At 43.6% G+C, this 22,495-nt stretch carries 21 protein-coding genes; 13 read left to right on the top strand and 8 right to left on the bottom strand.

Going from position 1 to position 22,495, the window contains the following annotated elements:
• Positions 1-28 precede the first annotated feature (28 nt).
• Complete coding sequence (gene minC, locus ACVFI8_RS20105; protein WP_248711818.1) at positions 29-736, bottom strand: septum site-determining protein MinC; 708 nt, start codon at positions 734-736, stop codon at positions 29-31.
• Between the two features lie 112 nt (positions 737-848).
• On the opposite strand from minC, the gene ACVFI8_RS20110 reads away from it, so the two are divergent.
• The 4 genes from ACVFI8_RS20110 to ACVFI8_RS20125 are packed head-to-tail and all read left to right on the top strand — an operon-like array spanning position 849 to position 3,224.
• Positions 849-1,133 carry a YcgL domain-containing protein gene (locus tag ACVFI8_RS20110; protein WP_248711817.1) on the top strand — a complete coding sequence of 95 codons (285 nt, stop codon included), beginning with the start codon at positions 849-851 and terminating at the stop codon, positions 1,131-1,133.
• Positions 1,134-1,142: 9 nt separating this feature from the next.
• Positions 1,143-2,108 carry a lytic murein transglycosylase gene (locus ACVFI8_RS20115; protein ID WP_248711816.1) on the top strand — a complete coding sequence of 322 codons (966 nt, stop codon included), beginning with the start codon at positions 1,143-1,145 and terminating at the stop codon, positions 2,106-2,108.
• Between the two features lie 2 nt (positions 2,109-2,110).
• On the top strand, positions 2,111-2,776 hold the full coding sequence (locus tag ACVFI8_RS20120) for a fumarylacetoacetate hydrolase family protein (protein WP_457872473.1): 666 nt from the start codon (positions 2,111-2,113) through the stop codon (positions 2,774-2,776).
• Positions 2,769-3,224, top strand: coding sequence for a YcgN family cysteine cluster protein (locus ACVFI8_RS20125; RefSeq protein WP_457872474.1), 456 nt, complete (start codon positions 2,769-2,771; stop codon positions 3,222-3,224). The genes ACVFI8_RS20120 and ACVFI8_RS20125 overlap by 8 nt, the downstream gene beginning before the upstream one ends.
• Before the next feature lie 132 nt (positions 3,225-3,356).
• On the opposite strand, the gene ACVFI8_RS20130 is transcribed toward ACVFI8_RS20125, so the two are convergent.
• On the bottom strand, positions 3,357-5,393 hold the full coding sequence (locus tag ACVFI8_RS20130) for a methyl-accepting chemotaxis protein (protein WP_248711813.1): 2,037 nt from the start codon (positions 5,391-5,393) through the stop codon (positions 3,357-3,359).
• A 310-nt stretch (positions 5,394-5,703) separates the two neighbouring features.
• On the opposite strand from ACVFI8_RS20130, the gene ACVFI8_RS20135 reads away from it, so the two are divergent.
• From ACVFI8_RS20135 to ACVFI8_RS20160, 6 genes are all read left to right on the top strand, one after another.
• Positions 5,704-7,164 (top strand): COG3014 family protein, encoded by a 1,461-nt coding sequence (locus ACVFI8_RS20135; RefSeq protein ID WP_457872476.1) that lies wholly within the window; start codon positions 5,704-5,706, stop codon positions 7,162-7,164.
• Positions 7,165-7,176: 12 nt separating this feature from the next.
• Positions 7,177-7,566 carry a YcfL family protein gene (locus ACVFI8_RS20140; RefSeq protein WP_248711811.1) on the top strand — a complete coding sequence of 130 codons (390 nt, stop codon included), beginning with the start codon at positions 7,177-7,179 and terminating at the stop codon, positions 7,564-7,566.
• Positions 7,567-7,580: 14 nt separating this feature from the next.
• On the top strand, positions 7,581-8,171 hold the full coding sequence (gene lpoB, locus ACVFI8_RS20145) for a penicillin-binding protein activator LpoB (RefSeq protein ID WP_248711810.1): 591 nt from the start codon (positions 7,581-7,583) through the stop codon (positions 8,169-8,171).
• 7 nt (positions 8,172-8,178) lie between these two features.
• Positions 8,179-9,207 carry a beta-N-acetylhexosaminidase gene (gene nagZ / locus ACVFI8_RS20150; RefSeq protein ID WP_457872477.1) on the top strand — a complete coding sequence of 343 codons (1,029 nt, stop codon included), beginning with the start codon at positions 8,179-8,181 and terminating at the stop codon, positions 9,205-9,207.
• Positions 9,208-9,254: 47 nt separating this feature from the next.
• The gene (ycfP, locus tag ACVFI8_RS20155; RefSeq protein ID WP_248711808.1) at positions 9,255-9,803 is read left to right on the top strand and encodes an alpha/beta hydrolase YcfP; all 549 of its coding nucleotides are present in this window, start codon (positions 9,255-9,257) and stop codon (positions 9,801-9,803) included.
• A gap of 183 nt (positions 9,804-9,986) precedes the next feature.
• Entirely contained in the window at positions 9,987-11,282 is a 1,296-nt protein-coding gene (locus ACVFI8_RS20160; RefSeq protein ID WP_248711807.1) for an NAD(P)/FAD-dependent oxidoreductase, read from the top strand.
• A gap of 107 nt (positions 11,283-11,389) precedes the next feature.
• Here the strand turns inward: ACVFI8_RS20160 and ACVFI8_RS20165 are convergent, their stop codons facing one another.
• The 5 genes from ACVFI8_RS20165 to ACVFI8_RS20185 form a co-directional block, all read right to left on the bottom strand.
• A complete protein-coding gene (locus tag ACVFI8_RS20165; protein ID WP_457872478.1) occupies positions 11,390-12,064 on the bottom strand; it encodes a 2OG-Fe(II) oxygenase in 675 nt (224 codons plus the stop codon).
• 854 nt (positions 12,065-12,918) lie between these two features.
• Positions 12,919-13,302 carry a DUF2919 family protein gene (locus ACVFI8_RS20170; protein ID WP_457872479.1) on the bottom strand — a complete coding sequence of 128 codons (384 nt, stop codon included), beginning with the start codon at positions 13,300-13,302 and terminating at the stop codon, positions 12,919-12,921.
• A gap of 13 nt (positions 13,303-13,315) precedes the next feature.
• A complete protein-coding gene (locus tag ACVFI8_RS20175; protein WP_457872480.1) occupies positions 13,316-14,458 on the bottom strand; it encodes a peptidoglycan binding protein CsiV in 1,143 nt (380 codons plus the stop codon).
• The gene (gene mfd / locus ACVFI8_RS20180; protein WP_371923070.1) at positions 14,442-17,933 is read right to left on the bottom strand and encodes a transcription-repair coupling factor; all 3,492 of its coding nucleotides are present in this window, start codon (positions 17,931-17,933) and stop codon (positions 14,442-14,444) included. Before mfd ends, ACVFI8_RS20175 begins: the two co-directional genes overlap by 17 nt.
• Positions 17,905-18,486, bottom strand: a complete 582-nt coding sequence (locus ACVFI8_RS20185; RefSeq protein ID WP_457872481.1) for a hypothetical protein — start codon at positions 18,484-18,486, stop codon at positions 17,905-17,907. The genes mfd and ACVFI8_RS20185 overlap by 29 nt, the downstream gene beginning before the upstream one ends.
• Positions 18,487-18,698: 212 nt before the next feature.
• Here ACVFI8_RS20185 and ACVFI8_RS20190 point away from each other — a divergent pair, with 212 nt between their 5' ends.
• The 3 genes from ACVFI8_RS20190 to lolE are packed head-to-tail and all read left to right on the top strand — an operon-like array spanning position 18,699 to position 21,814.
• Entirely contained in the window at positions 18,699-19,883 is a 1,185-nt protein-coding gene (locus ACVFI8_RS20190; RefSeq protein WP_457872482.1) for a lipoprotein-releasing ABC transporter permease subunit, read from the top strand.
• Positions 19,876-20,574: a lipoprotein-releasing ABC transporter ATP-binding protein LolD gene (gene lolD / locus ACVFI8_RS20195; RefSeq protein ID WP_248711799.1), complete on the top strand. Its 699-nt coding sequence runs from the start codon at positions 19,876-19,878 to the stop codon at positions 20,572-20,574. Before ACVFI8_RS20190 ends, lolD begins: the two co-directional genes overlap by 8 nt.
• A 1-nt stretch (position 20,575) precedes the next feature.
• Positions 20,576-21,814, top strand: coding sequence for a lipoprotein-releasing ABC transporter permease subunit LolE (gene lolE, locus ACVFI8_RS20200; protein WP_457872483.1), 1,239 nt, complete (start codon positions 20,576-20,578; stop codon positions 21,812-21,814).
• Positions 21,815-21,924: 110 nt separating this feature from the next.
• Here lolE and ACVFI8_RS20205 read toward each other — a convergent pair whose 3' ends face one another.
• Positions 21,925-22,428: a DUF2062 domain-containing protein gene (locus tag ACVFI8_RS20205; protein WP_248711797.1), complete on the bottom strand. Its 504-nt coding sequence runs from the start codon at positions 22,426-22,428 to the stop codon at positions 21,925-21,927.
• Between the last annotated feature and the right edge of the window lie 67 nt (positions 22,429-22,495).

A 22,495-nucleotide genomic window follows, 5' to 3' on the forward strand; every position in this document is an offset into this window, starting at 1 on the left:
TCTTTCCTTTATATATTCGTTAACTAGGTTAACTTAAATTACTAAATACGATTTGCTGGTCTTCTACATGGATGCATTGGGGTAAATCGGCGTGGCTGCCAATTTGTTCATGCAACATATAAACACCAGCAATAGAAATGAGTTCTGCCTGCAAATTTTGGCAAAATATTTTACTGTCTTTTCGCCCACTCGCGCCGGCTACCGCTCTGCCGCGCAGAGCGCCGTAGATGTGTACGTTACCATCAGCAATGACTTCAGCACCGTTACCCACAGAACCAATAATGATTAAATCTGAGTTTTGCGCATATATCTGTTGGCCTGAACGAATTTGACCGCGGACCACTTTAGTGGGTACGGCTTCTGGTTGAACGGGGGCGGGCGTTGGCGCTTTCTCTGTGGATGGCTCAATAGGCTTGGCTTTTGCTTGCTGAGAACCACTGGTCATGACTGCCAAACCCGCTGATCTGGCTGCTGTTTTTTGTTCTGTGGTTTTACAGCCAGTCACGCCGACTAATACAAAGTCTTGCGCTTCGACTACTTCTTTGAGTTGGTCAAAGTCAAAGTCACTATCCACTTCACTAACATTCACGACAATAGGTGCACAATTAAAGAACTGCGGAGCTTGCGCTACCTTTTCCATTAACTTGTCATTTAATGACTTTAAATCATTATTTCCTAGGTAAACCACTGAAAGAGTGAAGTTAGTCCCTTTAAATTCTATTTCCTGTCCGGACATGAACAGCTGATTCCTTTTACTTTTGTATTCGAGCAATGACGCTTGGTGATTTATTCTGATATAGTTTGCATTTCAGCATAACCCGATCAGCCTTTAGGATACTAACATTTTCATGTTCTGTGCAGTCTATAAAAGTCTCAAAAAACAGCAAACTTATCTCTATATTGAGAAGAAAGACGATTTTTCCCAAGTTCCCGAATCTTTAATTGATCTTATGGGCGCGAAAGAGCTTGTCATGATTGTCCCTAAAAGGCCTAACAAAGACTTCGCGATTGTCAGTATTGATGCTTTAGAAAAAGCCTTTAAGGAGCAAGGTTACTATTTACAATTGCCTCCACCACCAGAGAATTATCTTAAACAGCACTTGGCTGCGCAAGCCAAAGCTAAAAATAAATAGGGGAAGTGAGTGAATAAAATTATCAGTGCGCTGCTATTTTCGGCTGCCTTCGCGTCACACGCTGAGCCGGGCTTTGATAACTATGTAGAGCAGCTTAAGGTTGATGCGGCGGAGCAAGGTATTTCTCAAGCAACAATTGATGCGGCTTTTAACAACGCTAAGTTTTACCCGCGAGCGGTAAAGGCCGACAAACAACAACCGGAGTTTAAGTTAACCTTAGATACCTATTTACCCAGAGCGGTACCTGAGTGGAAGGTTCAACAAGCTAGGGCTTTGTATAAAAAACACTACCCGCTACTTAAAGAGATTGAAAAGAAGTATAAGGTTCAACCTCGCTTTATTATCGCCTTATGGGGTGTTGAATCTAATTTTGGTAAGTTTACCGGTAATTACAGTGTGATATCGGCATTGGCAACAATGTCATATGAGGGGCGCCGTGAAGCGTTTTTCAAAAAGGAACTGATGCACGCGCTTAATATCTTAGAACAAGGCCATATCAGTCCAGCAAAGATGAAAGGGTCATGGGCAGGGGCAATGGGGCAGGTACAGTTTATGCCTAGTTCATTTTTAAGTTTTGCTCAAGATTTTGATGGTGATGGCCATAAAGATATTTGGAATAACACCGCTGACGCGTTGGCGTCAGCAGCCAACTATTTAGCCAAAAGTGGTTGGAATGATGACCTAACTTGGGGGCGCCAAGTTAAACTACCTGAAGGGTATGACGCTAGCCATTCAGGTCTTAAAATTAAAAAGAGTTTAAGTGAGTGGCAAGCGCTTGGTGTTCGTCGCTATGATGGCAGTGATTTACCGATTCGTGATATTGCGGCCTCTATTGTGCAACCAGATGATGCACAAGGCAGAGCCTACCTGGCTTACGATAATTACCAAGTATTGATGAAGTGGAATCGCTCTCACTATTTTGTAGCTGCAGTGGGTACATTAGCTGACCGCATTTCTTATCCCCCGGTGTTTTAATTATGTATCAACATATTGATGAGAGTGGCACAGTTTTACCATTTGCAGCTCACAAAGCGGTATGTGTAGGGCAAAACTATCTTGCTCATATGCAAGAAATGGGAGGAGCACCCGCCAAACAAGCGGTGTTTTTCATTAAGCCTAAAACTGCGTTTATTGCTGTACAAGACGTTATTGAGATCCCGCACCAGTTTGGCGACGTTCACTACGAGCTTGAGCTTGCTTTATTAATTAGCAAACCGCTAAAAAATGCCACGCCAGAGCAGCTTGATGATGCGGTTTGGGGGTATGCCGCGGCGCTCGATTTAACCTTGCGAGATGTTCAGTTAGAGCTAAAACAGCGTGGCCACCCTTGGGAACGAGCCAAAGCGTTTGACAAGAGCTGTGTGCTTAGCCATTTCAAGCCCATCAATAGCTTGGCAGAGTTGGCTGAAGTTCCATTGAGTTTTAAACAAAATGGCATAGTTAAGCAGCAAGGTTCAACGGGGCAAATGATTCGAAATATGACCAAGTTGTTATGTGAGGCGTCGGCATGTTTCACTTTAGAGCCGGGGGATGTGTTATTAACAGGCACACCCGCAGGGGTTGGCCCCTTATCGGCTAATGATAAATTACTATTGAACGTGGCCGATATAGCGGTTGAAACTGAGGTTGTATTGAGTGAGTGAAGTAAGATTTTGGGAAACCAAAACCTTGGCGCAAATGACTGCCCAAGAGTGGGAGTCATTGTGTGATGGATGTGGTAAGTGTTGTTTGTCTAAACTGATAGATGAAGATACCGAAGAACTGTATTACACCAACATCGCCTGTATACTATTAAATAGTAAAACCTGCCAGTGCAGTGATTACAGTAACCGCTTTGCCAAGGTGCCAGATTGCGTAAAAATCACTTTGGATGATATTGACGCCTTCCATTGGCTGCCGCCAAGTTGTGCGTACAAGCGCTTAATTGAAGGTAAACCTTTGCCTGAGTGGCATCCCTTGCTGAATAAAGGCAAAGGCTCAGAAATGCATAAACGAGGCGCTTCAGTACGTGGCAAGATTGTTTGTGAAACTCAGCTTAATGGCCCTTCGCAAAATTACATTGTGCGTTGGCCATTGGATGAATGTGAATAAGCCATCTGAATGAGTAGGTTGTGAGCTAAACAGCACAAGCGGCGAAAACAAACAGACATAAAAAAACCGATGATAAGCTATCATCGGTTTTTTTTATGCCGCCTGTTGTTTAGACAAGCTGATGGCTAAGGCCTATAGCGTGAAGCGTTTAACCAGTGAGTCCTGCTGTTGCGCTAGCTCGCCTAATTCTTCACTGGTGCTGGTTACGATTTCGATGCTCTCGTAGTTTTCGTCACTGATATCAGAGATCCTATTTAGGTTGCTTGATATTTCGGCACCCGTGGCTTGTTGTTCCTCGGCGGCCGCAGCAATCTGGCTACTCATATCTGAAATCTGAGTGATGATGCCCTGGATTTCTTCCATGGCGCCGTTGGCATCTGAGGTTTGCGAAATACTCGCCTGCATCTCGGATGAACATTCTGACATCACTGATACTGCGCGCTGTGCGCTTTTTTGTAGATTTTCAATCATCGATTGAATTTCTGTTGTAGAGTTGGTGGTTTTTTGGGCTAGCACTCTTACTTCATCGGCTACTACGGCAAAGCCACGGCCTTGCTCGCCAGCTCGAGCTGCTTCAATCGCTGCGTTTAATGCCAGCAAATTGGTTTGGTCTGCAATACCGCGAATAACGTCCAAAATAGAACCAATGCTATTACTCATGCTATCGACTTCACCAATAACCGAGCTGCTGTGTCCAAGCTTTTCGGATAATTGATGAGTGGTGGTGATGTTGTTACTCATTACTTGGCGACCAGAGTTTGCCGCTTCTTCTACTTCCATTACTTTCTCTAAGGTAATGTTAGCGCTTTTCGCTACTTCACGGACTGATTGCTCCATTTCGGTCATGGCAGCGGCTACAGATGCCGTTTCTTGACGTTGATTGTTAAGTTCATCTTTGGCTGTGTTTAAGGTCGTTGAATTACCTTGTGATACATTTGATAAACTTTCTGCCGCTTGGCTAATATCATTCAGTACTGAACGCATTTGTTCCATCATGCTATTCGCCGAGTCTGCCAACTGGCCAAATTCGTTGGTACTTTGGTAATCAACGGTTTCTGTCATATCGCCAGCCGCCGCTGCTTTAAGCGTTTTAAGCAGTTGCCTTAGCGGTTGTTTAATCGAGTTTGCAACATTCCACGCGATAAAGATGGCGAGTGGAATAACGATTGCCATGGCAATGATCAACTGAATTCTACTGGCCTCTAACATGCGAGTCGCATTTGTTGAGGCTTGGTCAACTTGAGCGTTAGCAATATCGTTAACACCCGATAATTGGTCGATAGCATTAGTAATAAGCGTTGCGGTGTCTTCGGTACGCTGGGTAATACCTTCTTTCACTTTTACTACTTCAAGGTGCTTGCTGAGTACGCCATCTTCTTTGGTTGCGTCTTTTACAAATTGATCAATTTGGTGTCCCATGTCGTTACGTAACTCTGGGATCTCTTCTTCCAAATTAGAGGTGGCATCTAAAAAGTTTTTAAGTAGTTTTTGGTTGCGCTTGAGAATGACCGCGACTTTTTTAGAGTCGTTAGTATTGATACCTTCTAAGGTGTTTAATTCAATGACGGCCATGGCATTTAAGAAGCTTTCGGCAGCCCAGCGAATGTAATCATCATTTAGAGCCGCTACGGTATCAGACAGGTTCTTTTTCAATTGAGGTAGCATGACCGACAATTGGTTAGTGCTGCGTTTTACCGCTTGTAGATCGTCTAGGTATTTTATGTTGTCAGCCATGACTAACTTAGCAACTTGAAAATAGCCTTGATCCAAGGTGTTTAGCGTATCTAATTGCGACTGTAATTCTGCATTACCTTCTGCCATAGAACGCAAAGTACCTAACGACGACACAAAATCTAATTCACTTTGTTCGAAAGAGGCACTGCTGGCTTTGATGGTTTCAGGGTCAATTGAAGTTAATGCATCTTTGAAGTACTTATCAGCACTAAGCAAATCGACGGCAAATTTACTACTTTGCAGTACCAACGGTGTGGCTTCTTCAGTAATGAGGCTTAGTTGTTGATTGAATTTACTACCTGTCTGTAATGACAGAATATTGGTTAACACCATCATCAGCACCAAAACGCCAAATCCTATGTTAACGCGATGAACAATTGAGATGTTTTTAAAAAATGTGAGCGATGCGGCTACGTTTAGTGACTTTTTCTTCATAATTCCTCTACCAACCGATCTATTAGCTGTTTTTAGTTTTTATATTATTATTATTTGTTAAAAGTATGCCTTGAGTTGTTGTTGCTTACTACCTGAGAGATCACAACTCTATCGTGGAGGCCTGCATTTCTACTATAGTTAACGGTGAATATTACTCAAACTTTATCAATAAAAAATAAAAGGGTGGTTGATTGCTCATAATTGCAGCAATTACATCAATTTTCAGGATAAATAAAACGAGGGGATTATGCCTTCATAGGAAAATAGTTTATAACTAGCGATTAACAGCGTGTAGTTTTGGATGATATTGATGCATAGGTTTTTTCGCCAGTGGGGCCTTGTTACCCAACGACGTTTTGCTTGTTCAAATTATCGGTCTTTTTGTCGCGCTTGGCTAGCTGCTTTGTTCTTTTCAATCTGTTTAGCAGGGTGTTCTACTGCGGTATTCAGCGATTTGTTTGTGAGTTATGAAGAGCAGTTAAGAGCAAGTCGTTATCAGCTTGGGTCAGGTGAGTTTGAGCTGGCGGCTGATTTATTGGCCGAGGGAAGAACCTCAGATAATAGCTATTATTTAAAACAATTAGAGAAAGGCAGAATGCTCTACCTCGCTGGTGATTATGCTGCCAGCCAACAACATTTCACCAAGGTAGATGAGCAACTCAAGTATTTGTCTAGGCAAGCCGAGTATCGATTATCCACGGGTTTGCAACAGGCCTCGGCGCTTGCCACTAACGACAATTTTATCGATTATCATATTCCGGTATATGAGCAAGTCATGCTGCATCACTATCAGGCTATCAATTATCTTAATAGTCAAGGCCTAGAGTCTGCGCTGATAGAAGTCCGTCGTGCAGCGATGATCCAACAACAGGCAATGCAAGAAGCGCCCTTGAGTTTAGAAGAGCAATTGCATGACTACCAAGCGCAATACCAGCAGTTAATGGACCAATACCCACAATTAAATTCTCAAGACAAAGCCTTAGATAATGCTTATCAAAATGGGCTCAGTTTTGCACTGTCAGCGACACTTTATCTGGCTGCAAATCAAGAAGATGACGCTTACATTGATTTTCGCAAAGCATTAGCTCTAGCGCCACATAATAGCTACCTACAAGCTGAGGTCGCACGTTTGGGTAAAAAATTATCCATGTCTGATTATCAAGAATATACCCCATTAACCGGCAAGCCCTTAAGTGGTGAACAGGGGGTGTTAGTGGTACTTCATGAACAATCAATTGTGGCTGCTCGGCGAGAAGCGCGTTTTACTTTACCCTTGTACAATCATAATCGCTGGGAAACATACACGGTTGCTCTTCCTGTTATTAGTGGTAATGCTCAGGTGACCATTCCATTAACGATAGATGTAGAGGGTCAAGTTTTTTCAACCGAGCGGTTAATTCAAATCGATAGTTTAGCGGCTAAGCAATTGCAACAAGACCTTCCCGGTATATTGTTGCGACAGATCCTTCGTGTCATCACTAAAGATCAATTTAGACAAGAAGTGAATAAGGGGAAATCAGCTGATGATGAGAATTGGGCTAATGCTTTAATCAACGTTTACAATATAATGTCGGAACGAGCAGATACTCGAAGTTGGCAGACCCTGCCAGCTTTAGCACAAATTGCGGTTAAGCCTTTAACTCAGGGCAGCCATACTTTGCATTTAGATGGCTTGGTTCAGTCTGAACTACCGATTGATATTAAAGCCGGGCGGGTAACCTTAATGTTAACTAACGACTTAGGTTCACCCGCTCAAGTGTTTAATTTATAAAAGAGGGTTCTTATGAAATACTTTATGCTGCTGTTTATGTTGTTGGTGGGTTGTACCACCGATACCTCAGGTATTGCTGCCGACTCTCAAAAACCTGACGGCAAACAATGGTTAATTGTTGATAACCTCACTTTAGGCCGAAAGCTAACAGTACTTGATGCTGCCACGCACCAAGGCATGGACCGTTTACGAGGGGTTGCCACGATACAGTCTTTGTTCAAAGGTGATTTAGATCTGCAGTATCGTTTCTATTGGTATGACAGCAATAATGTTCAAATTGATAATGCTACCAGCGCATGGACGCCGCTAAGTTTGCATGGAAAGCAACAAGTTCAAGTTCAGTCTGTGGCTTTGGTTAATACTGCAAGTCACTTCAAAATTTATGTTAGAGAAGTCCATTAACAGAGAGATATCCCATGAAAAAACGCGTATTAGCCGCATCGGTATTAGCGCTTGTGCTAAGTGGTTGTTCTAGCCAAGTGTCTTACGGCGACCCACAAGAAGTAGAAACGGTGAACGTCGATTTTGGTTCAAGTGATCTACAAAAGATTGCTGGAGAAATGACTGAATCAATGATTTCTTCGCCTTTGTTAATTGATATTACGTCTAACAATCGACCTATTGTGTTTGTTGAACGGATTAAAAACAAAACCACTGAGCACATTGATACAGAGTCAGTGACTGATTCTATTAGTACCAAGCTTCTACAATCGGGCAAATTTCGCTTTGTGGATATGAGCCGAGTCAATGAAGTTCGTGACCAGCTTGATTATCAAAATGACGGAGGTTTAGTCGATCCGTCTAAAGCTATCGCTTTTGGACAGCAGGTCGGTGCTGAATACATGCTATATGGCAATTTAGCCAGCATCGTTAAAACTAATAAGAAAACTAAAGATGTTTACTACAAGATGACAATGCGTTTAATGGACTTACAAACCGGCATCGTTGAATGGGCTGATGAAACAGAGATCCGCAAAGCCGAAACTAAATCTACCTTTGGTTGGTAAGTATTAGATGGGTCCATTATTTATAGATTTACTTGGTACTGAACTTAGCGCGGAAGAGCGCGAAATGTTGCAACACCCACTTGTTGCAGGGGTAATTCTGTTTAGCCGAAACTACCAAGATAGGGCGCAGTTGATCGCCCTTACTCGTAGTATTCGCGCCGCTAGTCAACGAAAATTACTTATTGCGGTTGATCACGAAGGCGGTCGAGTACAGCGTTTCAGAGAACAGTTTTCGGCTATCCCTGCTATGGGCTTAATGGCAAAAGGGGCTGAAATACTTAAACTCTCAACGACAGCGTGGGCGAAGCAATTAGGTTGGTTAATGGCCGCCGAGTTACGAGCGTGTGATATTGATATTAGTTTTGCTCCAGTGTTAGATATAAATGGGGTGAGCGATGTCATTGGCTTACGCGCATTTAGTGCCCAGCCCAGTGAGATTATTCTTAGCGCTAGCGCATTTATCGATGGAATGGCGTTGGCGGGAATGAAAGCCACGGGTAAACACTTTCCAGGGCACGGAAATGTCAAAGCTGATACTCATCATTTTGAAGCGCGTGACGAGCGTCCATATGCTGAGATTAAACAGCAAGATATGCAAGTTTTTGAAGCCCTTATCGCGCAAAATAAATTGGACGCAGTGATGCCTGCGCATGTTATATATAGTGACGTAGACGAGCGTCCCGCTGGATTTTCAAAGATATGGTTACAACAAATATTGCGTAAAGAGCTCGCTTTCAAAGGCTTAATTTTTAGTGATGACCTTAGTATGAAAGGTGCTGCCATTGCAGGTGACCATGTAGATCGTGCCGAGCAAGCTCTTGCTGCCGGTTGCAATTTATTACTTGCATGTAATGATCGCCAAGCAAGCATTCGATTATTAGATGGATTACAGCATCAGCGTGTGCCGCAGGCAGAAGGTCTCATTGGTAAGTCTTATCCTCATAATTGGTCAGAGCTTGAAGCGCAAGCTCAGTATCGAGAAATTGCCACTCGTGCTACACAAATAGTGCAAATGAGTAGTGAATGGGAAATTTAGTCAATACACTTAGTATTAATGCGTGATTGTAAGGAAGGAATGGCAGGATGATTATTTATCTACACGGCTTTGATTCTACAAGTCCGGGTAACCACGAAAAAGTGCTTCAGCTTCAGTTTGTCGATTCTGATGTGCGCCCTATTAGCTACAGCACCGTTCACCCTCGACACGACATGAGCCATTTACTTAAAGAAGTTCATAAACAGTTAATGTTAAGTGCTGAAGAAGAAGTGGTTATTTGTGGGGTAGGTTTAGGGGGATATTGGAGTGAACGCATAGGGTACTTATGCGGAATTCCAGCCGTTATTTTTAATCCTAATTTGCATCCAGAGCAAAATATGCAAGGGAAAATAGAACGCCCTGAAGAATACTTAGATATTGCAACTAAATGCGTATCTGAGTTTCGCAGTAAAAATAAAGGTAATTGCACGGTTGTATTATCTGAAAATGATGAAGTACTTGATAACAAGGTATCTGAGCAAGAGCTAGCTGATTATTATCAGGTGATTTGGGATAAAGAGCAAAGTCATAAGTTCAAAGACATTAGCCATCATCTGCAGCTAATAAAGTCTTTAAAACGTCTGCCCAGTCTATAGAAAGTCATTTTTTAATCAAAGAGGGATTAAATCCCTCTTTTTTATTGGGTGCTTTTTGTGATCTCAATCAAGTTACGTATAATAAGCGCATATTAGCTGGGTGTCGAAGGCGACCAAATTCTAAAAATATTGCCTTTGTAGTAAAGCTAAACACTTCAAGTTGTTACAAGGAAACAATCAAGCATGACTAGAATCGTTGTAGTTGGTGGCGGTGCCGGTGGCTTAGAACTGGCGACGCGCTTGGGTCGTAAGCTCGGGAAAAGCGGCAAGGCAAGCGTGGTACTGGTAGATAAAAATCGCACTCATTTATGGAAACCACTATTACATGAAGTGGCAACCGGCTCATTGGATGCAGGCATAGACGCCTTAAGTTACCGCTCACATGCTGCTAATCATGGCTTTGAATTTCAATTAGGAGAAGTGGCTGACCTAAGCCGTGAAGATCAACTCGTCACACTTAAACCGATGGTTGAAGAAGGCAAAGAAGTTTTGCCTGCACGCCAGCTAAATTATGACTATTTGATAATGGCTATTGGCTCTGTGTCTAATGACTTTAATACTAAAGGCGTTAAAGAAAACTGTATCTTTTTAGATAACCCAAGCCGTGCTGATCTATTTCATCGCCGTATGCTAAACCGTTTCTTGCAATACTCTCAGGGTGACGAAGCTCAGCAAGGCGAGAAAGTGCGTGTGGCGATTGTTGGTGCTGGGGCTACCGGGGTTGAACTCTCAGCCGAGCTACATAACGCGCTTGACCAATTGCGTGCCTATGGAGTACCGAATCTTAGTCACTCAAGCCTAGCGGTAACACTGGTGGAAGCCGGTGAAAAAATCCTACCTGCTTTACCGGTGAGAATTTCTGGTTCAGCACATGCAGAATTACAAAAAATGGGCGTTGATGTTCGCACAAATACCATGGTTACCGAAGCTACAGAGCAAGGTTTAACGACCAAAGATGGCGAATTGATCAAGGCCGATTTAATGGTGTGGGCAGCAGGTATTAAGTGTCCAGATTTTATGAAAGAAGTCGGTGGTCTAGAAACCAACCGAATTAATCAATTGGTAGTACGACCTACCTTGCAAACATCGCGTGACAGCAATATATATGCGATTGGCGATTGCGCCAGTTGTGCCCTTGGCGAGAAAGGCTTTGTCCCTCCTCGTGCTCAATCGGCTCATCAAATGGCGACCTTAGTATATAAAAATATTGTTCGCCAAATGGAAGAAAAACCATTGTTGGAGTTTGAATATAAAGATCACGGCTCTTTAGTATCGCTAAGTAATTACTCTACTGTTGGCTCGCTAATGGGGAATTTAATGCAAGGCTCTATGATGATTGAAGGGAGAATTGCCCGCATGGTATATATATCTTTATATCGGATGCATCAAATCGCGCTACATGGTTACATGAAAACGGGCTTAATGATGCTAGTTGGACGTATAAACCAAGTATTAAGACCAAAGCTAAAACTGCATTAGATTGTGATCTTACGACTGTAAGCAGCCTTAGGGCTGCTTTTTTGTGGACAGCCATTTAAGGTGGCAGGTCTAGTGCGTTATTTGCCCATGCTGTGCCTTGTTGTCTTTTACAATGGCGGGTCGGCTTTGACCGTTACAGATGTATTAACCCGAAACCAACCTGCGATAGAATACCGGTCTCGCTTAGTACTGAGCACTTCATGAGGAAACTCTTCACTGAGAAAGGCAACCAAAGTGCCTAAAAGAGGCACAACGTTAATCCCGTCTTTGTCATCATCATCTTTATAGATAACCAGTTCACCGCCATCAGCCTGAGTCCAGCCAGAATTAAAATAGGCGACAATTGATATAACACGATTGGCTTCACCACGAAAAGCATCATAATGCCGCTTATAATAATCCCCCGGCCCATAATGCGAAAAATGGCTTTCGAATGAAAATAGACCGAGATATAAACGCCGGTTTAAAAAACGTTGTAAATGGGATATCCAATCTAGCCAGTCTCTTCCCGCTTGACTGTCGTTGGTTACCCAACAAATTTCATCGGTTCTGACAAATTCATTCTTAAGGTAGGTATCGCCTCGACCGATGCCAGCATGTTTAAACTTATCAGCTTCTATTAATTGTTGATGTTCAAATAGAGAGCTTGTTAAGACTTCAGGCAACGCTGCAGGTCTTATGCTGAAACCTCGCTTTTCAATATCTTGTGCGATAAGAGCAAAAAGAGACTGGTCAATCGGGCTCAAGCCGCGTACGGATGAGGTGTTGTTTATGGCAACCAAACTATTTACCTGCTTAATTTAGGTAACGGCGATGGTTTATATCGCGGCTAAATGAGATAACGAGGTGGTAAGCAACACGGTGTGCTCACGGCTAAAAGTGCCACCTGCGGTGGTTAGTTTTAATCGAGGGTTTCGCAGCGTTCGAAATCCGATTATTCGTTGTATAAAGAGTGTCTTAGCAGTAATGAGTACAGTATTAGCGCTTTAGCATTGTGGTATCAACATACAGAATCTCTTCTATATCGAACAACCCTAATAGCGGGTTTGGAACCAGTGATGGTGCCAGAGCAGGGGGGATGACTATCGCTAATCTCCACTTTAGCACTTAATGGTATTTTTAATCTGAAATACCTCTTGTTTATTTATCAGTTTTGTTAAGACCTTGTATGAAAAAGGGCTCGGGATTGAGTGCCTATCAGTAGGGCTTTCTCCTGCTGAGTTTGATGAATGAGTGATTACGTTGCTCAAACTGAGAAAACTAAAATAAACCTTTGATAGACCGTTAAGTATATCTATGAAGGAACTCAAGCTTTTGAACTCGCTTTTTTCCAGATTGGTTTACTTGAAGCTTGGACAAAAACCATGCTTGGCAGAATCACTGACTCGACCAAATACTGTCTAAAGAATTAGCATCTATCTCAGTAACAGTGTTGATATTGAATCTTTGAGTTAGAGCGGCACTCCCGGAAATGTTGGCGACAGCTCAAGATATTAACAACGCTAGGGTTATCGCTACGCTCAAGGTGGGTGAAACGCAGCAATAATTCTCTTTCAGATATGTTTGCCTAATGCTAGCGTTTACGTTCATTGGCAGCCAGCAGTTCGTAGTAATAACGAAGCTGTATAGAGGCGACTTAGGGCTTTTCTAGTGCTGACTTAAATACGATAAAACTGATCATTAGACTAAGCCATAGGGTGACCGCATTAAGGGCTTCGAAACGCCAATGTTTCAGGTTTAGTGTTTGTACTTGGCTGGCTATATCAACCAGCAATAAAGCAAAAATACCCCATAATTGAGCTCTTATAGAGAGTTTTTGCCAGAGCTTGGGGAACACCAGACGAGTGAGCGGCAATGCGCCCATGGCTAAACCAAGGTAAAACCAATGGTGGTCGGGGTAGAGTAGCGCTAATATCTTGTCTCCTACCTGGCGAGAGCTTGCCGCAATCGCCAGCAATAACCAAGTGCGGCTTAACAGCGCACAAGCAAATAGTACGCTGGGTTGGTTGGCTAATAACATAAAGTGTAAGGGCTTATGATGCTGGAGTTTCAACCGTGGTTGTCGGCTCTGTGATGCTTGTTTGTGTCGCAACATCAGCATCAAGAGTGGTTTCTGCGCTCTCTGCTATCGGCAAATCACCAGCCGACTGATTTAGTTGGGTTTGTGCTTCAGGGCTCTTACGGATTTGAATTAGCATTCCCATTAAAGGATGATCAAAATAGTGTATTTCACCAGAGCGTACTCGGCGTTTTTGATCAAATTTAAAGCTATGCAATTGCTCTTCAGTTTCTATATCGGCAATTAAGCTGCCTTCATTAGTCACCGATTGTTCGGCGGCTAATACCACCACTTGAGGCTCTTCTATGGCATTGTCAGTTTGTTCTGTTGGTGATAGTGCCAATTCTTCTGGTAGGCTAGATTCAGCCTCAATATGTTCGCTTAATACTTCAATTTCCACCGGACGCTTTAGCAGCAATTCAGTTTCTATATACAAATAGTGCTGTAAATAGACGCGTATACCACCGTCAAGCTCCCAAATAGCAGGGGCTGGTTCTGGTGCTTGGCCAAAATTATTGGCGGAACTATCAGCCTCATCGAATAAGGAAATGTTCTCGGCTGTCAAATCCAAGTCACCACTGTCATTGGCGATGCCTTGTTCAGAAAAATTGATTGAACCAAGGAGTCGACCTTGCTCGTTAAAACGTTGTGAAAAGTCTTGTCCCGCTTGAACTTGATAGTGTTTTGCACGGTTGCGTGGTGCGACTATTTCTCTCCAGCCAATATGTAGCAAGGGGCTGAAAGCCGCATGTTGTTGAAGCTTGCTAAATTCTTGATTCAATTCTAATTGAGCAGCACTTAACATCGTTCGCTGAGTCGCGCCTGTGATTGGCCAACCACGGCCATCAATGCTTACGGGCAATTTATCAAACCGAGGAGCGATACATGGTTCTTCGTTGCAACCAAATAGCGGTGCTAACAAGGGGGCGCTGGTCGCCACGTTTAGCTGCTGTGGTTGTGGCCAAAATTCTTGGCTACTCTCAACCGTGACATTGCGTTTAAAGAAGATAACTTCAATGTCGAACCAGCGAGGTTGTTCGGCCATAGATGGCACACTAGTAAGACCTATTGCGGTTAAGCTGATTAAGCGTAGTGCGTTTTTAAGAGTCAGTCGCATTGGCAGTAAATTGCTCCAATAATGATTGAATTAAAGATAGGCGGGATTCTGGTCCTTCGCTGGGTACAGCAAATTTCAGTTTATTAGCGCCTTCCATTCTATAAATGGCTGGTTGGGATTGTAACAGGCTTACTAAAAAAGCGGCATTAACTTTTGTTGATTCAGCAAATTCTACTACACCGCCTTTGGGCCCTGCCTCCACTCGCTTAATACCAATATTATCTGCCATTATTCTCAGCTTTTGGACATTAAAGAGGTTTTTGGCGGGCTCGGGTAACAACCCAAAGCGGTCGATTAACTCTACTTGTAACTCACGCATTTCTGGTTCGTCGTTGCAGTTAGCGATTCGTTTGTACATGGTTAGGCGCGTGGTAACATCGAAAATGTAGTCGTCGGGCAGCAGTGCTGGCACTCTAAGCTCAATTTCACATTGCTCGCTTTGGCTCAGATCCCAGTTTAGGTCTTGGCCATTTTTTAATGCTGTGACAGCGCGATCGAGCATTTCCATGTAGAGAGTGAAGCCTACCGCCTCAATTTGGCCACTTTGATCGTCACCAAGCAACTCACCAGCGCCACGAATTTCCAAGTCGTGAGTGGCTAAAGTAAAGCCAGCACCTAAGTCTTCCAGTTGCGCGATCGCATCTAAACGCTTTACCGCGTCTTTAGTGATCAATTTAGGTGGAGGAGTTAATAAGTAGGCATAAGCTTGGTGGTGCGAACGGCCTACACGGCCACGCAGTTGGTGTAGTTGGGCTAAGCCAAAGTTATCAGCGCGGTTAATGATAATGGTATTGGCGCTAGGGATATCAATCCCTGTTTCAATGATCGTGGTACAGACTAATACATTGAAACGTTGGTGGTGAAAGTCTCCCATGATGCGTTCAAGCTCGCGCTCTCGCATTTGACCATGGGCAACGGTAATGCGCGCTTGAGGTAACCATTCTCGCAGTTCTTGAGCGACTCGGTCGATGGTATCGACTTTATTGTGGAGGAAGTAGACTTGGCCACCGCGCATTACTTCACGGCTAATGGCTTCTTTAATTAAAGCTGGATCATGCTGACGTACGAAGGTTTTTACTGCTAAGCGCTTGGCTGGCGGGGTGGCGATTATTGATAAGTCGCGCATGCCACTCATCGCCATATTTAAGGTTCTAGGTATGGGCGTAGCGGTCAAGGTTAGAATATCGACGTTGGCGCGCATTGCTTTAATTTGTTCTTTTTGCCTCACCCCAAAACGGTGTTCTTCGTCGATGACCAGTAAGCCTAAATCTGCAAATTTAACGTCTTTACTCAGCAACTTATGAGTGCCTATCACTATATCCACCTTACCTTCGGCAAGATTTTTAAGGACTTGGTTTTGTTCTTTAGTGGTTTTAAAGCGGGATAGTGAGGCGACTTCAATCGGCCAATTAGCGAAGCGGTCGCTAAAGTTATCTAAATGCTGTTGTGCAAGTAGGGTTGTGGGCACTAATACCGCGACTTGCTTACCGCTATTCACCGCCACAAAGGCAGCCCGCATAGCGACTTCAGTTTTACCAAAGCCTACGTCACCACATACTAGGCGGTCCATGGCGTTAGGTGTTTGCATATCGCTCAACATAGCCGTAATGGCTTGTTCTTGATCGTCGGTTTCTTCAAATGGGAAATCGGCAGAAAACTGCTGATAGGCCGCTTCGTCTATGTCATAACCAAAACCGGGTTTGGCTGCTCGTTTGGCATAAACTTCTAATAATTCGGCGGCAACGTCTCGAATCTTTTCTGCTGCTTTCTGTTTAGCTTTCTGCCATTGATCATTACCCAGCTTATGTAATGGGGCTGTATCATCGTTGCTACCAGAATAGCGACTAATAAAGTGTAACGCGTTTACCGGCACGTATAACTTGGCTTGATTGGCATATTCGAGGCTGAGAAATTCAGTTTTTATGCCGCCATTTTCAAAACTGGTTAAACCTTGGTAGCGGCCGACACCGTGCTCAATATGCACAACCGGTTGACCTATGCTCAATTCTGCTAGATTGCGAATTAATACATCTGGATTAAGCGTTTTATTGGACGCTTTGCGTTGTTTGGCGCGTACCTTATCGCCTAACAAATCCGTTTCGGTAATTAATTGTACGTCTGGGTCGTTAAGTTCGAAGCCGTTTTCGACCGGCGCAACGACGATAGCTAAGGTGTCTTTACTTGCTACAAAGTGGAACACACTGTCATGATTTTTAAGCGTTAATTTGAGAGGGCTAAGTAAGTTTTTTAGCGCTTCTCGTCTACCTTCTGTTTCAGCGATAAAACATGTTTTGGGTTTTGGGTGGTGCTCGAGATAATGGCTTAACGCTTGTAAGGGCAGGTTCAAGCGATGGTTTACACTTAAATCGGGTAGCGCATGAGCGGCTAAATTCAATTTACCTTTACCGTTCCGGTCTGGGCCTTTGTTCAGCTTTATAGCAGAGTAGGGTTTGAGTTCTTTAAAGCATTGTTCAACGCTCAGATAAAGTTCATCAGGTGGTAAAATGGGGCGAGCTCGATCGTAACGGCGGTTTTCATAACGCTCGCCGAGTTCATGCCAGAATTGTTTGCCCGCTTGTTCCAAATCGCCAATTTTTAGCACCACCGTTTCAGCTGCTAGTTGGTCAGTCAGGCTTTCGGTATGGTGATGAAACAACGGCAGGTAGTATTCGATGCCTGCCGGCATAATACCTTTAGACACCTGCTGGTAAATAGATTCTGCTTCACGGCTTGGTTCAAAGCGGTCGCGCCATTGTTGGCGAAAAGTTTCGATACCGTTTGGATCGCTTGGAAATTCATGAGCAGGCAGTAAAGTGATACTTGTTCGTTGCTCAGCGCTACGCTGAGTATCGGGATCAAACTCGCGAATACTGTCTAGCTCATCGTCGAAAAAGTCTAAGCGAAACGGCTGCAAACTTCCCATTGGAAAAAGATCTAATAAACTGCCGCGCAGTGCAAACTCTCCATGCTCCATGACTTGGTCTACATGTTGATATCCGGCGCTCACAAGTCGCTCTTTAAAAGCATTGAGTTTTAACGACTGACCGACCTTCAATTGCAAACTATGTTTGGCAATGTACTCAGCCGGAGCACAGCGTTGTAGCCAAGTAGCAATAGGGGCTATTACGACACTTTGCTGATCTTGGCTGAGTTGGTTAAGGCTTAAGATTCGCTGCGAAACAATGTCTTGGTGTGGTGAAAAGGTATCGTAGGGCAGGGTCTCCCAATCGGGGAGTAAGTGCAGTGTACGAGTCGGTTTTAAACCGTTGACTTCCCTTTCAATCTGTAACGCGCTGCGAGTATCTTCGGTGAGAATGACTAACGGGCCATTAATACGGTTAATGTATTCGAGTATCACAAACGCCAAGGCACTGCCGGGCAAGTTGCTAACTTGTTTTTTATCGCCTGTAACGTCAGGAAGAGGTAAATTTAGTAACACTGTGGTCTTAATCCTGTTCGGCTTGCTGGCGAGCATCGGCTCGTGCTTTTAATTGTTGGCTTTGTACGTGCAAGCTTGCCCTAACAAGGGCTTCGACATCTTCATCACGGATCCATTTATAGCTTATTTCTAGCAAGTGCTCACTGCGATGGGCAATCGGCGTACTCTGTTTTACTTCACCATAACAAAACACGGCTGTTGATTCTTCAGGGATAAATATTTTTAGTTTTACCAGTTGACCTTGAGGTAAGGCCTGTTTCCAGAAACAGTGAATTTCTGATCCACCGAATTGGTGGCTCAAGGTACGATGTTCTTGGCTATCTTGTTGCACCAATACATAACTTAATACTCGATTAAGCTTCTGCTCTTGTGCTTGCAGGTAAGCCAGTAATTGTTCTCCTGCCTCGCCCAGTTGCTTGATGGCGCGTAGGCTTAATAAAGATTGGTGTTGCCCTGGGTTCGCTAAGATAAATGGCTCAGGAATGGTGGCTTCAAATTGTGCGACTGATTGAGGCAGAGCAGTTTCTGTAACTAATTCCAAATTGACATTTAACTTATGGGTGACACTAAAATACTGTTGTTCTTGCATACTTCCCTACAAGCGCCGCGCGGCGAGTAATCAAATAGACCATGCTGTTAAGCGTAGTTGAAGGCGAAATTACAACAAGTTGTGTAGAGGATTGCAAATAAACTGAATATCTTTGTTTTTTATGTGATTAACACTGGTCTCTCTCTTGTTGGGTGATGGTACGCACGGTATGATGAGCCCGATTTTTATGCCTATGGATGAACTTAGCCTAGATGAAATTGATTGGCTTTATAGCATGGCGGTTCTCTCGAGGAGCCAAACAGCAGCGCTTTGCTTCTTTTGTAAGTTGGTTCTCTACGTTAGGGATCACTCTGGGGGTGGCGTCGTTAATTACTGTTATCTCGGTAATGAATGGTTTCGAGAATCAATTAAAACAACGAATTTTGAATTTGGTGCCCCACCTTACCTTTTCGGAACAGCAATTATTACCGTCGTCGCTATCCGGTTTTGAGCAATCCCCTCTGGTGCTCAGTGAAGTCGTATTACAGAGCCCTAACAACTTACACGCAGCGATGATGCAAGGTATCGATGTGAAGCAGCAAGTCGATGCCGAGCTATTACGCAAGAAAATGTTAATAGGCGATTTAGATAGCCTAACTTCTGGTTCATATAATGTGGTTATTGGCATTGGAGTCGCTAATGCGCTTGGCGTAAGGTTAGGGGATACGATCCGCTTATTAGCCACTGAGCGCTTGGTATATACACCTATTGGTGAGATGCCCTCACAACGAAACTTTGTTGTGTCAGGCATTTTTGAGTTTGCAGCAGAAGTTGATAAACAGTTTATCTTAGTGAACATTGACGATAGTGCCCGTTTGTTACGCACTTCACTTAAAGATATTAGCCAGCAACGTATTTTTCTCGATGACCCATTTCAAATAGAAACCATCGCTGAGCAGTTAGAGCAACAAGCTTTTGAATTTCAAGATTGGCGTAGTTTTTATGGTGAATTATTTGCCGCAGTAAAAATGGAAAAGAATATGATGGGCATGTTATTTTGCCTCATTATAGCGGTAGCGGCCTTCAATATTCTCAGTAGCCTTGTAATGATGGTAGGTGAAAAGCGCGCCGATGTGGCTATTTTACAAACCTTGGGTTTATCGCGAGACAAAGTGGTCATGGTGTTTGTAATGCAAGGTGCTTGGAGCGGCTGTATTGGCGCCGCCGTCGGGGCCTTAAGTGGTTGGTGGCTTAGCAATAATATCAACATGGTAATGTCGGGCTTAGGCTTGAACTTCGCGGCTAATCTGGGTGGCTCTGGCTTACCGGTTTTACAGCGAAGCGATCAGATTATTTTTATCACGGTAGCAGCCATGTTGTTAAGCATAGTTGCTACTATTTATCCCGCTTGGCAAGCCAGCAAAATTCATCCCGCAGAGGCACTTCGTTATGAGTGAGTTAAATGCTCAGCCTGTTTTAGTGGCAAAAAATATTTGTAAAACCTATCAAGATGGAAATCAATTTACAGAAGTACTGCATGGCGTAGATTTTGCTGTCTATCCCGGGGAGGCCGTTGCCATTGTTGGTAGCTCTGGTTCAGGTAAAAGTACTTTATTGCACATTCTTGGTGGATTAGATGAAGCCAACCAAGGTGAGGTGACCATTGAGGACCAGCGAATTGATGGTTTAAGCAGTAAAGAGTTGGCTCAGCTACGTAACCAAAAATTAGGTTTTATCTATCAGTTTCATCATTTACTCGGTGAATTCTCAGCGATTGAGAATGTTGCTATGCCGCTGCTTATTGCCGGTGAGTCTAAAAAAAATGCAATGGCGAAAGCGCAACGTTTATTAGAGCGAGTAGGTTTGGGGCATCGCTTAAAACATCGTCCGGCAGAGTTATCAGGTGGAGAGCGCCAACGCACAGCGATTGCACGCGCCTTGGTTAATCAGCCTAGTTTGGTATTGGCAGACGAACCGACCGGAAACTTAGATAGCCATAGTACGGAGTCGATTTATCAACTGATTTTGGAATTGAACCGTGATTTAAATACTGCTTTCGTGGTCGTTACTCACGATTTGGCGTTAGCCGCCAAGTTTGGTCGCCAAGCTTATATGCAAGACGGTAATTTTGTAACGAAGGGCCAATAAAATGCGCTTGCCTTTATCTGTTTTTATCGGTTTACGCTACCACCGCGCTAAAAATAGCAATGGCTTCATCTCGTTCATCTCTGCGTCTTCCACCATTGGCATTGTGCTGGGAGTCGCCGTACTCATTATTGGTTTATCAGTGATGAATGGCTTTGAGAGAGAGTTACGTGACCGTTTTTTAGCGATTGTTAGTCACGGCGAACTGGAAGCTGTAAACCCTCCTTTAGCGGACCATGAGCAATTACTCGGCAATGCGCGTGAACACACGCAAGTATTAGGAGCAGCCCCCTATATAAGCTTTAGTGCCTTAGTTCAAAAAGGCAAAGTGATGAAAGCACTCTCCCTGAAGGGTATTGATCCGAGTCTTGAAAAGTCTGTCACCCATTTACATCAGTATGTGGGAGATGATGCTTGGCAGGCGTTGAGCGATGTTAAGCCACAGCTTATCTTAGGGGCGGGCATTGCGGCGTTATTAGATGTTGAAGTGGGTGAACAAGTGACCTTATTGCTGCCTAAACCAGGTCAGCACAGTAAGCTTAGTTCGCCACAGCGAATCCGGGTAAAAGTAGTGGGATTAATGAAAGCTGGCGGGCAATTAGATAACCAGCTCGCCTTTATTAATTTGCGCTATGCTCAAAACCTGATGCAGTGGCAAGATGGTGTCTCGGGTATTAGTTTGAGAGTCTCCGACCCTTTAGATGCAGACAAAGTGGTTCGGTCTGTAGCTAAATCGTTCCCCCAACTGGTATACATAAAAAGCTGGATCCGCCAGCATGGTTATTTGTATCAAGATATTCAGTTAGTCCGCACCATCATGTATGCCATTATGCTACTAATAGTCGCGGTTGCTAGTTTTAACATTGTGTCTACGCTAATCCTCGCCGTCAGCGAGAAACGTGGCGATTTGGCTATTCTTAAAACCATGGGCGCTACTGATAGTAGCTTGCTAAGAACATTTATTGTGTATGGTTCTTACAACGGTGTTTTGGGCTGTTTTTGGGGAGCGGTAATTGGCGTATTAGGGTGCTTTGGCTTACCTAAATTGGTGGCCTTGGTAGAAACAATGCTTGGCCATACCATACTTTCGGCTGACATATATTTCATCGATTTTCTACCGGTTAGATTATTGTGGACAGATGTTGCTGTGGTGGTATCTGCGGCGTTTGCGTTAAGTATGCTAGCGACGATTTGGCCAGCGTGGCAAGCCACTCGAGTTAAACCTGCTCAAGAATTAGGTTGATCTATTTGATTTATGGAAGTGAATTTTAAGCTTGGTGGAAAGAATGACCATCAAGCTTAATCAGAACTAGCCAAGTCAAAGTAAAATGCTGAGTAAGCCGCTATTGTTGCTTAGCGACGTTTTCTGTAACGGCGTCTAACCGAGTAACGCCATAAAGCATTAATGGCAAAATATCCTACTGCTGAAAAGAATACCCCACACACAAGGCTGCCTAGCAAAAAGGCTGGGCCAATCGTTGCGATTAAATGCTCTAACCCCTCCCAAGATAACTCTAAGTGATAATCCGCCAAAGGTTGGCTTAATAACTTGGTACCCACAAAGTAACAAAAATAGAATATTGGTGGGATCGTAAATGGATTCGAGATCCATACTAGTGCGACAGATAAAGGTAAATTAACGCGAAACAGAATGGCCAATGCGGCGGCAATGATCATTTGTGAAGGCAAGGGGATAAAGGCAACAAATAAACCTATAGCAAAGGCACCCGCAGCTGAGCGTCGGTTAAGATGCCACAGGTTAGGATTGTGCAACCAATCACCAAAAAACTTTAAATGCTTATGAGCCTTTAAGTCTTCAGTTTTGGGAATAAATCGTTGTATGGTCTTTTTTGGCATATAGTTTGTTATTGATAATAAACTTCTTAATAATTATGAATGCATTTCTTTTAGCAAGTTTGCTAGC

The sequence above is a fragment of the Agarivorans sp. MS3-6 genome, from assembly GCF_054112545.1.

Excerpts from the sequence above, each read along its gene's own strand:
- ACVFI8_RS20160 (WP_248711807.1), top strand. The coding sequence starts at position 9,987 with ATGACTAGAATCGTTGTAGTTGGTGGCGGTGCCGGTGGCTTAGAACTG.
- ACVFI8_RS20135 (WP_457872476.1), top strand. The coding sequence starts at position 5,704 with ATGCATAGGTTTTTTCGCCAGTGGGGCCTTGTTACCCAACGACGTTTT.
- ACVFI8_RS20205 (WP_248711797.1), bottom strand. The coding sequence starts at position 22,428 with ATGCCAAAAAAGACCATACAACGATTTATTCCCAAAACTGAAGACTTA.
- ycfP (WP_248711808.1), top strand. The coding sequence starts at position 9,255 with ATGATTATTTATCTACACGGCTTTGATTCTACAAGTCCGGGTAACCAC.
- ACVFI8_RS20185 (WP_457872481.1), bottom strand. The coding sequence starts at position 18,486 with ATGCAAGAACAACAGTATTTTAGTGTCACCCATAAGTTAAATGTCAAT.
- lolD (WP_248711799.1), top strand. The coding sequence starts at position 19,876 with ATGAGTGAGTTAAATGCTCAGCCTGTTTTAGTGGCAAAAAATATTTGT.
- ACVFI8_RS20120 (WP_457872473.1), top strand. The coding sequence starts at position 2,111 with ATGTATCAACATATTGATGAGAGTGGCACAGTTTTACCATTTGCAGCT.
- ACVFI8_RS20170 (WP_457872479.1), bottom strand. The coding sequence starts at position 13,302 with ATGTTATTAGCCAACCAACCCAGCGTACTATTTGCTTGTGCGCTGTTA.
- ACVFI8_RS20130 (WP_248711813.1), bottom strand. The coding sequence starts at position 5,393 with ATGAAGAAAAAGTCACTAAACGTAGCCGCATCGCTCACATTTTTTAAA.
- mfd (WP_371923070.1), bottom strand. The coding sequence starts at position 17,933 with ATGCTCGCCAGCAAGCCGAACAGGATTAAGACCACAGTGTTACTAAAT.
- ACVFI8_RS20175 (WP_457872480.1), bottom strand. The coding sequence starts at position 14,458 with ATGCGACTGACTCTTAAAAACGCACTACGCTTAATCAGCTTAACCGCA.
- ACVFI8_RS20140 (WP_248711811.1), top strand. The coding sequence starts at position 7,177 with ATGAAATACTTTATGCTGCTGTTTATGTTGTTGGTGGGTTGTACCACC.
- lpoB (WP_248711810.1), top strand. The coding sequence starts at position 7,581 with ATGAAAAAACGCGTATTAGCCGCATCGGTATTAGCGCTTGTGCTAAGT.
- ACVFI8_RS20190 (WP_457872482.1), top strand. The coding sequence starts at position 18,699 with ATGAAATTGATTGGCTTTATAGCATGGCGGTTCTCTCGAGGAGCCAAA.
- ACVFI8_RS20110 (WP_248711817.1), top strand. The coding sequence starts at position 849 with ATGTTCTGTGCAGTCTATAAAAGTCTCAAAAAACAGCAAACTTATCTC.
- minC (WP_248711818.1), bottom strand. The coding sequence starts at position 736 with ATGTCCGGACAGGAAATAGAATTTAAAGGGACTAACTTCACTCTTTCA.
- lolE (WP_457872483.1), top strand. The coding sequence starts at position 20,576 with ATGCGCTTGCCTTTATCTGTTTTTATCGGTTTACGCTACCACCGCGCT.
- nagZ (WP_457872477.1), top strand. The coding sequence starts at position 8,179 with ATGGGTCCATTATTTATAGATTTACTTGGTACTGAACTTAGCGCGGAA.